This window comes from Niveispirillum lacus, assembly GCF_002251795.1.
In the GTDB taxonomy this organism is placed as follows: Bacteria; Pseudomonadota; Alphaproteobacteria; order Azospirillales; family Azospirillaceae; genus Niveispirillum; species Niveispirillum lacus.
On record NZ_NOXU01000027.1, the window covers coordinates 165,930 to 178,181 of the forward strand.

Annotated in this window: 9 protein-coding genes; 7 read left to right on the forward strand and 2 right to left on the reverse strand. The window is 62.3% G+C overall.

Features of this window, described 5'->3' with window-relative positions:
* The gene (locus CHU95_RS09875) at positions 1–714 is read left to right on the forward strand and encodes an ABC transporter ATP-binding protein (protein ID WP_207762442.1); all 714 of its coding nucleotides are present in this window, start codon (positions 1–3) and stop codon (positions 712–714) included.
* Positions 715–856: 142 nt separating this feature from the next.
* Here CHU95_RS09875 and CHU95_RS09880 read toward each other — a convergent pair whose 3' ends face one another.
* Positions 857–3,472 (reverse strand): TonB-dependent receptor, encoded by a 2,616-nt coding sequence (locus CHU95_RS09880; RefSeq protein WP_094456167.1) that lies wholly within the window; start codon positions 3,470–3,472, stop codon positions 857–859.
* A gap of 312 nt (positions 3,473–3,784) precedes the next feature.
* Positions 3,785–5,227, reverse strand: coding sequence for a cache domain-containing protein (locus CHU95_RS23035; protein WP_094456168.1), 1,443 nt, complete (start codon positions 5,225–5,227; stop codon positions 3,785–3,787).
* A gap of 296 nt (positions 5,228–5,523) precedes the next feature.
* On the opposite strand from CHU95_RS23035, the gene CHU95_RS09890 reads away from it, so the two are divergent.
* The 6 genes from CHU95_RS09890 (at position 5,524) to CHU95_RS09915 (ending at position 12,161) form a co-directional block, all read left to right on the forward strand.
* Positions 5,524–6,555: a glycoside hydrolase family 3 N-terminal domain-containing protein gene (locus tag CHU95_RS09890; protein WP_094456169.1), complete on the forward strand. Its 1,032-nt coding sequence runs from the start codon at positions 5,524–5,526 to the stop codon at positions 6,553–6,555.
* A gap of 219 nt (positions 6,556–6,774) precedes the next feature.
* Positions 6,775–8,466, forward strand: a complete 1,692-nt coding sequence (locus CHU95_RS09895; RefSeq protein ID WP_094456170.1) for an ABC transporter substrate-binding protein — start codon at positions 6,775–6,777, stop codon at positions 8,464–8,466.
* Positions 8,467–8,548: 82 nt separating this feature from the next.
* Positions 8,549–9,526 carry an ABC transporter permease gene (locus CHU95_RS09900; protein ID WP_094456171.1) on the forward strand — a complete coding sequence of 326 codons (978 nt, stop codon included), beginning with the start codon at positions 8,549–8,551 and terminating at the stop codon, positions 9,524–9,526.
* A 3-nt stretch (positions 9,527–9,529) separates the two neighbouring features.
* Positions 9,530–10,432 (forward strand): ABC transporter permease, encoded by a 903-nt coding sequence (locus tag CHU95_RS09905; RefSeq protein ID WP_094456172.1) that lies wholly within the window; start codon positions 9,530–9,532, stop codon positions 10,430–10,432.
* Positions 10,429–11,259, forward strand: a complete 831-nt coding sequence (locus CHU95_RS09910; protein ID WP_094456173.1) for an ABC transporter ATP-binding protein — start codon at positions 10,429–10,431, stop codon at positions 11,257–11,259. The genes CHU95_RS09905 and CHU95_RS09910 overlap by 4 nt, the downstream gene beginning before the upstream one ends.
* Positions 11,256–12,161 (forward strand): ABC transporter ATP-binding protein, encoded by a 906-nt coding sequence (locus CHU95_RS09915; RefSeq protein ID WP_207762434.1) that lies wholly within the window; start codon positions 11,256–11,258, stop codon positions 12,159–12,161. The genes CHU95_RS09910 and CHU95_RS09915 overlap by 4 nt, the downstream gene beginning before the upstream one ends.
* The last annotated feature ends 91 nt before the right edge of the window (positions 12,162–12,252 follow it).

Consider the following 12,252-nt stretch of genomic DNA (forward strand, 5'->3'; position numbering starts at 1 on the left):
CTGCTGCAACTGACGGGGGTTCGTACAAACTACGGCCCCATCGAGGCGCTGCGTGGCGTCGATATCCATGTCAATCAGGGGGAGATCGTCACCCTGATCGGCGCCAATGGGGCCGGCAAATCCACCCTGCTGATGACCATCTGTGGCCAGCCCAAACCCGCCTCCGGCACCATCCTGTTCGATGGCAAGGTCATTAACGACCTTCCCCCGCACGAGACGGCCAAACTGGGCATCGCCCAGGTGCCGGAAGGGCGGCGCATTTTCCCGCGCATGACGGTGTTCGAGAACCTGCAACTGGGCGCCACCCTGGGCAATCCGGCGCATTTCGATGAAGATGCCGCCTATTGTCTGGACCTGTTCCCCATCCTGGCCAAGCGCCGGGATCAGCGGGCGGGCACCCTGTCGGGCGGGGAACAGCAGATGCTGGCCATCTCCCGCGCCTTGATGAGCCGGCCACGCCTCCTGCTGCTGGATGAGCCATCGCTGGGTCTGGCCCCGCTGATTATCCGCCTGATTTTTGAGGTCATCGCCGACCTGAACAAGACGCGTGGCATGACCATCCTGCTGGTCGAACAGAATGCCTACCACGCCCTGAAACTGGCCCACCGCGCCTATGTGCTGGCCCAGGGGCAGGTGGTGCTGGAAGGCGGCGGGGCGGAGCTATTGGCCAATCCAGAGGTGCGGGCGGCCTATCTGGAGGGCGGGTCGCACTAAGGGAGCAGCCCGGCCTTATCCGGCCCAATGACAAAATCCCGGCCATCCTTGCGGGTGGCCGGGCAGGTCGGGAGATGCCTCATGAAGGAGAGAGGAACCAAGGGGGCCTCGAAACCGTGAGGCCCCCGATACGCACACAAACTTAGTACGAGAAGCGCACACCACCGAAGAAGCGGCGGCCGTTCTTATAAGCGGCAAACGGGACATCCCGGTTGCCGACATACTGATACTGCGTTTCGTCCAGCAGGTTTTGGGCCTGGGCCGTCAGGGCCACCTGTTCGGTGACATTGACGGTCAGCGACGCATCCAACTGGTTATAGCTGTCATTGATCACCGAGGTCGCGCGGTTGACCTCGCGGAAATACTTGGAACGGTAGGAGTAGGTGACCCGCGCGCTGAACAACTCGTCTTCGTAATAAGGCGTCAGCGAGAAGGAATGTTTGGAGCTGAACGGCAGGGCCACGGAGGCATCGGCCGTCTCGCTGTCGGCGAAGGTGTACGAGGCTTCGATACCGAAATTCTCGTAAATGTCGCCGCGATAGGCCAGTTCCAGGCCCTTGATCTCGGCCGAGCCGCCATTGCGCGGACGGCTGACTTCAAAGGCTTGCGGAACCGTGGTACCGCCGGGGTTGGTCAGCGGGTTGGTATCGGTATTGATCAGCATTTCTGTGCTGGTCGCCCGATAGATGTAGGACCCGATATCCTTGTAGAACAGCGTGGCCGAGACCAACGACACCTTGTCGAGATAATATTCGAACGAGGCGTCGAAATTGTTGGCGCGGTACGGGTCCAGGTTCGGGTTGCCACCATTGGCGGTGCGCAGGGTGTTGTTGGTTTCCAGGAAGGTCGACAGGTCAGCATAGTTGGCGCGCGCCATGACGCGCGAACCGGACAGACGCAGGACTGTCTTGGGGTCCAGATCGAAGGTCAGGTTAATGCTGGGCAGGAAGTCATCGTAGGACTTATCCAGCTTGATGGGCTGGATCTGCGAGGCCGGAACGATGGGCGGGCCGAACTGGCCACCCAAACGGTCGCGGCGGCCTTCCGAGGTCTGATCGGTATGGACATAGCGCACGCCGACATTGCCACGGAAACCTTCGGTCTCAAAACCCAACTGGGTGTAGCCAGACCAGATGTCTTCAGAGACCGAGAACTGCGCTGGCAGAAAGTCGAAATAGGCGGCATCGACATAGCCGGAGGCCGGACGTCCCAGGAACCAGGTCTTCAGCTTGTCGGCGCTGATCGTGTTCCAGTTCTTCATCGCGGCATTCACATCAATGCCACTCATGTAACCGGACGGGGTCGTGCCGCCCACAAAGCCATCCACCGGCGTGGCCGCACCGTTGACACGGCGCAACTTGGCATCCTGGCTGGTTTCATGGGTGCGGTACTTGATGCCGAACTTCACGGCATTCAGCAGGCCCCATTCCACATCGCGGGTGAAATCCGCCTGGGCGTAGGTCTCCTCGTCAGCCGTCGGCTGCTGGCGCAATTGGGCAAAGCCCAGGGTCGTGCCGGCATTGCTGGTCGAGGCAATCTGCGGCGTGACCGAGGCCAGACCATTGGTGCCCGAGATATCGAAGCTGTAGCCGGTGAGCTGTTCAAACTCGCCGAAATATTGCTGCTTGGTGCCGCCGGTGGACTTGGTATAGCCGCCCTGGACGCTGGCCTTGAAACCGTCGCCCGTGTAATCAGCCTTCAGGTCGGTGGCATAGGTTTCGATGGTGCTTTCACGCGCGATGGCGTCCAGCAGCATCAGGCCGGCCGTCGGCGTGCCGGCATTGGTGTAGGAGCCACCAACAACCACGCCGTTGCGCACAACGGCATTGTTGGGAGCGCCGCGGAAGTTGTTGAAGTAGTACCGGCTCTGATTGAGGTTGTCGTAGGTGCCTTTGACATACAGGCCGGTGGCGTTGATCTCCAGATTGTCACTGGGCTTGGCCTGGATGGCAAGCGTGCCGCCGGTGCGCTCACGCTTCTGCTGGAACAGAGCGGCGTTGATCACGTTGGGCATGATCGCCTTTGTGCCATTCGGCAGCGTCACCGTGGGATAGCCCAGGCTCTCAAACCCGTCGCGGCGGATATCCTGCACCTGATGCGTCACCGACGCCAGGACACCAAAGGTCGACGCCTCATTGGCCCAGGAGATCAGGCCCGATGCATTGGGGGCGCCATCGTCCGACCGGTCATTATAGGCATATTCGACAGACGCGTTCAGCGTCAGCGGGTCCAGGTCCAACGGACGGCGGGTATGCAGGATCACTGTGCCGCCGATAGAGCCTTCGTCGATCCGGGCTTCCGGGGACTTGTAGACTTCCAACTGGCCGACCACTTCCGGCGCCAGCATGGAATAGTTGAAGGTGCGGCCCGGCGCATCCAGGATGAACCAGTCGGTCGACGCAACCGTCTGGCCGTTCAGCAGCGTGCGGTTCAGCGCCGGGTCGGTGCCACGGATGGCCACACGCTCGCCTTCACCGAAATCACGGTCGACCTGCACACCCGGCAGGTGGGACAGTGATTCAGCGACATTCTTGTCCGGGAACTTGCCAATATCTTCGGCTGAGATGGCGTCGACGATGGCGTCGGCGTTACGCTTGGTGTTGATGGACTGTACCAGGCTGGCGCGGATGCCGGTAACGACGATTTCTTCCAGTGTGCCGTCCGCTGCCGGAGCGCTCTGCGCCTGCGCCGTCGCAGCGATCGCCATTATGGCCATCGCGCTGGCGGTCCCACGCATGAGCATTTTCTTGAACTGCATGACCTGTGCCTCCTCGTAAGCCCTGTTCCCCGTGCCTTGGCGCTGTCGCTGGCACGATTTCCGTTGCGGGGTTCCCGAACGTGTCGGGTTGCTCCCGGCTGGTGGGCCTCAGGAAAGCTGAATGCAGGATTTCCGAAAGGTCGGTTCCGGCAGAACGCCGAAAATGACGGAAAAAGACGGAATTTTGTTTCCGATTTCAGGTTTAAACTGTAACATTACATAATCTCTACTGGAGTCGCGGCCCGGCAATACCAAAAGGACGGTGCCAGCAACCACGCAAGAGGGGGGACGGTGTGTAAGGTCAGGGGCGTGTCATACCCGTTCGGCCTGACGCAAATGCTGTTTCAGCCGGCCCAGCGCTACCGAAAGCGCTTCTCGTTCGGCCGGCGGTTCCCCGCAATGGCGCAGGACATATTCTGCGGTCCGCACCACGTCCCGCCAACGCGGGTTGCGGGGTAGCGTCTCGACCAGCAGATATTTGTCCAGCGTGCGCGTCTGCAGCGATGACCGGTCCATATAGACCCGCCACAGCCCACTTTCTTCGGCCAGTTCGATCTTCCCCTTGCGTTTGGCCTTCTGCCAGTAGTCCAGCGCCAGGGTCATGACATCGACAAGACAGCGCCGATAGCCCTCATCCGCATCCAGGGCCGCGGCGTGCTCCCCTTCCTCCGTCTGTTCGGGATGGTCCGGTTCCTCGGCTATGGCGGTGGACACCGGGGGTGGGGGCGCTTCTGTGCGTTCCGGTGGCACAATGGGCATGTTTACCGGCGGCGCCACATCCAAAGGCGCCGATGGGCCCACCGGCACGAAGCCCACCGGTGCCACCACCGTCGGCTCACGCAACGCCCGCAGGAACAGGGTAACGGCCGCGACCCCGGCCAGCAGCAACAGCCACCTTATATAATGTAGGCCACCCGCCAGCGCATCACCATCCGACAGCACGACATAACGCCAGCCCCCCTCCTCCAGTACCCGTTCGCCCTGCCGTGACCAGCTCTGCAACGGCTCGGCCGCGGGGGCGCTGGCCACCATGTTGCCGGCCCCGTCCAGAAGGGCAAATCCGATTCCGTCCTGGGCCAGGCGAGCCAACCGTTCCTGCACTTTGGCGACGGGCATGCGGAACACCACAACCCCTTCTACGGTGCCATGTCGCACCACGGGTCGGCCCAGCAGCATGCCATGTGACTGATCCAGCGGCAGGGGCTGGGTCAGGACCATCACCTGTTCGGGTGCCTGTGCCTGGGGCAACCGTCCCATCACCTCCCGGAACAGGGTCCCCAGGGCCGAGTCCCGTTGCCGGGCGGCCGCCAGATCGGCGCCAAAGGCCGCATCCTTGCGTAAGGAATAAACAACACGGCCGAACCGGTCGATCAGATACAGATCGTCAAAAACGGTCGAGGCCAGAAGGTCTCGGAAACTGGCGTGGAACCGGTCATGGACGGCAGCATAGGCTGTCAGGGCAGCCGGAATCTCGGTCGCTGGCGCGTCGCCCGGCGGGTAGGTGGCCCGCAGCAACGCGGCCGCCCGCTCCGGATCCGGCGATATCTGTTGAAAGGCCGACGCGAAGCCATAATAGCGACCCACCGAATAACCGATGAAGCTGGTCGAGGCGAAGGCCGAACTTTGGCTACGGGCATTCTGAACCAGTGCCGTCAATTCGCGGTCGACAGCACGATTGGCATTGTCGATCTGGCTATCGACCTTTTCATCGACGGCGAGGAACATAAAGAACAGCGCGGCCACCAGCACAGCCACAAGGGGTCCGCCAAGTTTAAGGGCCGCCTTTACAACGGGTCTGGAAAATCCCACCTTGCACGCCCCCTGGCTTTTTAGCCGCGCCCTGTGCTGTTCTATGGTTTCGGTGTGTTCACCAGGGACATACAACGCCATCCCCCGCACATGCCCGCCACCATACCGTCAATTTCGTTGATCCGGCAAGGAGGGCTTGATCGGATCGGCGGCCCGGATCAAGGCTTTGCGCGGGGCCTGGGATTTTCGCGCAACAGTCGCGACCAGGACCCTTCCCCGGACATTACCGCAAGGCAGGCATCATGGCTTCCCCCGCCCCGTCGCGGCCTCTGGCCGTCATTTTTGGCGCCCCCGATCCGGTGCTGAGCGCCGACCAGAAGGCCTTTTTCCGCGACGCCAACCCGCTGGGCCTGATCCTGTTTAAGCGGAATTGCGAAAGCCCGGATCAGGTGCGGCGCCTGTGCGATGATTTCCGTACCGCTGTGGGCCGCGACGACGCCCCCATCCTTATTGATTTTGAAGGCGGCGAGCATCAGCGCATGGAACCGCCTGTCTGGCCCGCCTTTCCTGCCCCTGCCGCCTTCGGCCGGCTCTATGCCCAGGATGCCCTGGCGGGCCTGCGCGCCACCCGCCTGAACGGGGCTGCCATCGGCAGCCTGCTGCGCCAGCACGGGGTGAGTGTCGATTGTGCGCCGCTGGCCGATGTGCCGGTGGCCGGGGCCGATCCCGTCATTGGTGAACGCGCTTTTGGCAGCGATCCAGAGGTGGTGACCGTGCTGGCCCGCGCCTTCATGGATGGCATGGCGTCGGTCGGCGTCACGCCGATTATCAAGCATATTCCCGGCCATGGCCGGGCTTTGGTCGACAGTCACAAGGACCGGCCCTTTGTCGATACCGACCTGGGCGAACTGGACCGCACCGATTTTCTACCGTTTGCCCGCCTGAATCGCACGGCACCCTGGGCCATGGTCGCGCATGTTGTCTATACGGGCGTCGATGCACAGAACCCGGCCACCATTTCCAAAGACGCTATCGAGAAGTTGATCCGTGACCGGATCGGCTTTGACGGCGTTCTGATCTCCGACTGCATCTATATGGAAAGCCTGGGTGGAACCTTGGCCGAACGCGCCGCCGCTGTGCAGGCGGCGGGGGTGGATATCGTCCTGTCGAGCCATGGCGACGTCGATGAATGGACCCCCATCGCTGCTTCCGTGCAGCCCCTGCCCGATGCGGCCGCATCCCGCCTCGCCCGCCCCCTGCCACCCGCTGGGGCCATGGTGGATGTTGATGCGGCCTTGGCGGAAATCCAGATGCTGCTGGGCGGGCCGCAATAATCTCCACCGTCATCCCCGGAATTCGACTGGAAAATTCAGAACCTTCCACAATCCGGGTAACAATTCGTCCATTTGCAGCAAAAACCCCGCCGATAATGGCGGTGAACGACGAAATCAACGAAGTTGAGGGTAGCCCTGCCGGGTATCTCTGCCCGACAGTCGTGCAAACGGAACAGGCCCGAAACAAGGGGGCCGGCCGGGACAACAGGGGTCAACGGGATGACGTTCTTGCGCAACCTTGCCGCATTGGCGGCGTTGCTGCCGGCAACGGCGGGTGTAACAGAGGTGAGGGCCCAGGCGGCACCGCTGGACAACCCGTCGACGCTGACCATCGTGGCCAATTTCTCCACCGGCTGGGTCCGTAACTTCAACCCGTACAACGAAACCACGCGGCTCTACAGCGCGCGGGAATTCGCCTATGAGCCCCTGATCATCTTCAACACCCTGCATAATGGCCGACCGCATTACCGGCTGGCCACGGGGTATGATTTCTCCAAAGACCTGTTGAAATTGACCTTCACCCTGCGCGAAGGGGTGCAATGGTCCGACGGGCAGCCCTTTACCGCGCAGGATGTTGTCTTCACTTACGAGATGTTCAAGCGTTTCAAAGCGTTGGACACGCTGGACATCTGGGAACGACTGGCTGCGGTTGAGGCGCCGGATGCCCATACTGTGGTCTTCACACTGAAACGCGTGAATGCCAACAGCCTGTATGAACTGGCCCGCATTCCGGTGGTGCCCAAACATATCTGGTCGAAGGTGGCGGACCCCGTCACCTTCACCAATCCCGATCCCGTGGGCACCGGTCCGATGACGGAGGTACGGCGCTTCACCAACCAGCTTTATGTTCAGTGCCGGAACCCCCATTACTGGGACGCCGGCTCCCTGAAGGTCGATTGCCTGTCCTTCCCACAGATCGGCAACAACGAACAGCTTCTGGCCGCCGCTCGCAATGGCAAGCTGGACTGGTTCGGCGCCTTCATGCCGGATATCGAGCGCACCTATGTTGCCGCCAATCCGGTCCATCACCGCTATTGGTTCCCGCCTGGTGGGACTGTGGCCGTGAATATCAATTTCGACAGCCCGAATGCCGGTAACCGTGCCGCTTTCCGTAACGTGAATTTCCGCCGGGCCGTCAGCATGGCCATGGATCGCCGCGCCATCGTCGATATTGCCGGCTATGGCTATCCGATCGTGAACGAATATGCCTCCGGCCTGGGACGCCTTTATCAGGACTGGGTGAACCAGGACGCCGAACGCCAGTTCGGCCAATACGCCAAATATGACAAGGACGGTGCCCGCGCCCTGTTGGCCGACAGCGGCTTCCGTGACGTGGATGGCGACGGTTATGTCGATAATCCCGATGGCAAGCCCATCCGTTTTGACATCCTGGCCCCCAATGGCTGGACCGACTGGGTGAACACGACACAGTTGGTGGTGGAAGGGCTGAATGCCATCGGGATCAATGCCCGCGTCTCCACGCCCGAACCCGCCTCCTGGGCGCAGAAGCTGATCCAGGGCGATTATGACATGGCCATCAATGGCTATTTTACGGGGGAGACGCCGCACCGATCCTTTGACACGGGCTTCCATTCCCGTTTCTCCGGCAAGACGCGGACAGCACCGACCCGGTTCAACAATCCGGAACTGAACGCGGCCCTGGATGCGTTTGTGGCCACCATCAACCCGGATGAACAGCGCCGGGCCATGGACAAGGTGCAGATGATCCTGGCTGCCAACACGCCCTATGTGCCGCTGTTCAGCAACCCGATCTGGTATCAGTACAACACCAAACGCTTCAAGGGCTGGTTCAACGCCGATAATCCGGTGGCCCGGCCCGATGTGTTCGACGGCACGCCCGAACGGCTGCTGCATCTGCTGGCGCTGGAGCCGGTGAATGGCGGCGGCTGATCCATAGGGGCCGTCCGGCCCCCCATCGAACCACACACAATCCGTTTTCCTTCAGATCTTCGGTTTCGGGAGAGGACCCCCCATGGCCTTCCTTCTCCGCCGGGTCGGATTCTATGTCGCCGCCTTCATTGTCGCTGCGACGTTCAATTTCCTGATCCCGCGCCTGATGCCCGGTAATCCGGTCGACATCATGTTTGCCCAGGCCGGCGGCACTCTGCCACCGGAAGCCCTGGCCGCGCTGAAGGAGACCTTCGGCTTTATCGACCAGCCCTGGCCGGCGCAATTCGTCACTTACCTGAAAAGCGTGTTCACCTGGGACCTGGGCCTGTCGGTGAAGTTCCATCCGCTGACGGTGAATGAGGTGCTGCTACGGGCCCTGCCCTGGACCTTGATGCTGGTCCTGACCTCGTCGCTGATCGCCTTTGCCATCGGCAGTCTGGCCGGCATCCTGGCCGCTTGGCGGCGCGGTGGGCGGTTCGACAGCATCGGCGCGCCCATCGCCTTGATGATGCAGGCGATGCCGCCCCTGGTCACCTCGCTGTTGGCCTTGTTTGTGTTCGCCATCTACTGGCCGGTTTTCCCCACCGGCTATGCCTATGATCCGGAGATTGACCCCGGCTTCAGCCTGGAATTTTTCTGCTCGGTCTTTGAACACGCCTTTCTGCCCATTGTAACCATGGCCCTGGCCCAGGTCGGCGGTTACCTGATCACCATGCGCAACAGCATGATCAACCTGCTGGGCGAGGATTACATCGTGCTGGGCACGGCCAAGGGCCTGTCCGACCGCCGCCTGCGCATGGCCTATGCCGCGCGCAACGCCCTGCTGCCCACCGTCACCAGCTTTGCCATGACGCTGGGTGCGTCTTTTGGCGGTGCGCTGGTGACGGAGGTTGTCTTCAACTATCCGGGCCTGGGCTACACCCTGTTCCAGGGCATCACGGCACGCGATTACCCGCTGATCCAGGGTCAGTTGCTGATCATGACGCTGGCCATGCTGACGGCCAATTTCATCGCCGACGTGCTTTACGTCGCCCTCGACCCCCGTTTGCGGAAGGGCTGAAACATGCGCGGGCTGTTCAACATCTTGCTTGCCAACCGCAAGGCCGCCATCGGTGCTGCCATCGTGGCCTTCTTTTTCCTGATCGCCCTGGCCGCGCCCCTGGTGGCGCCGTTCGACATCAACCAGCGTGTGGCCAGCCCGCATGAGGCGCCCAGCGCCGAACATGTGATGGGGGCGACCCGCATGGGCCGCGATGTTCTGTCCCAGACCATCCATGGCACCCAGACCAGCCTGATCGTGGGCTTCGCCGCCGGCCTGCTGGTCACGGTGCTGGGAACGGCCATCGGCGTGACCGCCGGCTATTTCGGCGGCAAGGTGGACGAGGTACTGAACCTGTTCACCAACATTTCCCTGGTCATCCCCAACCTGCCATTGATGCTGGTGCTGGCCGCCTTTATCGGACAGACGGGACCGTTCGTCATTGCGCTGATCATCGGCCTGACCTCCTGGGGATGGGGGGCCCGCGTTACCCGCGCCCAGACCCTGTCCCTGCGGCAGCGCGACTATATCCTGGCGGCCGAGATGCTGGGCGAACCAGCCTGGCGGATCATCACCTTCGAGTTGCTGCCCAACCTGATCTCCATCATCGGCTTCAACTTCATCGGTTCCGTGCTGTACGCCGTTATCACCGAAGCTACCTTGGAATTTCTGGGCCTGGGTGACCCGATGGTCGTCTCCTGGGGCACCATGCTTTACCATGCCCAATCCACATCAGCCCTGCAGGTCGGCGCCTGGTGGGAAATGGCGGCCCCCTGTCTGGCCCTGGTTCTCTTTGGATCGGGACTCTCGCTGATCAATTTCGCGGTGGATGAGATTGCCAACCCCCGCCTGCGCACCGTGCGGGTGCCGGCCAAGGTGCTGGCGGCCCTGACCAACCGCGCCGCAAACCAAGGGGGCCGGGCATGACCGAACCCATCCTGTCTGTGCGTGACCTCTGTGTCGACTACGCCACGCCCAACGGTCTGACACGCGCCGTCAAAAACGTCAGTTTCGACATTTCCGCCGGTGAAGTGCTTGGTCTGGCGGGAGAATCAGGTTCCGGTAAAAGCACCGTTGCCTTTGCCATCGCCCGCCTGCACCGACCCCCAGCCTTCATCACGGGCGGGTCGATCAATCTGGCCGGCACCGATGTACTGGCCTTGCAGGGCCGAGAATTGCGGGCCTGGCGTTGGCGCGATCTGTCGGTTGTCCTGCAATCGGCGATGAATGCACTCAACCCGGTCCTGCGCGTATCGGCACAGTTCGCTGACATGTTCAAGGCACACGGCATCACGACCAAGGCCGACATCCGCGACCGCACTGCCGACCTGCTACAGATGGTCGGCATCAAACCCGACCGCATGGACGATTATCCGCATCAGTTCAGCGGCGGCATGCGGCAACGCATCGTCATCGCCATGGCGCTGGCGTTGCGCCCCAAACTGGTGGTGATGGACGAACCCACCACCGCCCTGGACGTGGTGGTACAACGCGAATTGCTGGAGGAAGTGGCGGCACTACGCCACAAGCTGGGCTTCGCGGTCCTGTTCATCACCCATGATCTGGCTTTGATGAGCCAGTTCTGCGACCGGGTCGGGGTGATGCTGCGTGGGCAGTTGATTGAATTGTCGACGCCGACCGCCATGGTGGCCGAGCCACAGCAGGATTATACACGCCGGCTCTGGGCCTCCATCCCGCCCCTGCACCCGAAACCGGGTGAAACGCTGGTCCGCATGAAGGAGACGCCGCAATGAACGGTTTGCCGGAATTTGGCGCCCGCCCTGTGCTGGAGGCGCGCGGCCTGAGCATGCATTTCGGAGCCTTTTGCGCGCTCGACAGCGCTGATTTCAGCCTCTATTCCGGCCGGGCCCTGGCCCTGGTCGGGGAAAGCGGATCGGGCAAAAGCACCTGTGCCAAACTGCTGACCCATGTGTTGACGGCCAGCGCCGGCCATATCTTCCACGCCGGCCGTGACGTGACGAAACTGCGGGGGCGTCAGGCTCTTCTGAATTATCGATCGGCGGTGCAGATGGTGTTCCAGGACCCGTTTGCCGCGCTCAATCCCGCCCATACGGTTGAACACCATCTGACCCGGCCCCTGGCGCTGCATCGGCCCGACCTGTCGACGGCTCAACGGCGCGATGCCGTGGACGAACTGCTGCGCGCCGTGGACCTCGATCCTGCCATCACTCTGCGCAAGCACCCGCATGAGATGAGCGGCGGGCAGCGGCAACGGGTGAACCTGGCCCGCGCGCTGGCCGTCAACCCGGCCGTCCTGATCGCGGATGAGCCCACTTCCATGCTGGATGTGTCCATCCGCCTGTCGGTGCTGGATACGTTCCGCGATCTGAAGCGGGAGCGCGGCATCGCCATGCTCTACATCACCCACGACATCGCCACCGCGCGCTATGTCGCGGAAGAAACCGCCGTGATTTTCCGGGGCCGGATTGTGGAACGTGGGCCCACGGCACAGGTGATCGACAGCCCACGCCACGCCTATACGCGTCTGTTGCTGGCGGCGGTACCGGAAGTGGGCAGCCCGTTCGGGGCCGGTAACAGCCTGGCCCCGCTGGCGGCCCAGGTCCGCGAGAGTTGTGATCGGCCAGGAACCTTGCGGGAGGTCACGCCGGGCCATTGGGTGCGGTTCGCGGCCTGACACTGTCCCCGGGATCATCGGGGATCAACGGGTTCCCGTCGCCAACGGCGTCAAACCAGATCCCGATGCACAGACCGCACCGGGATCTGCC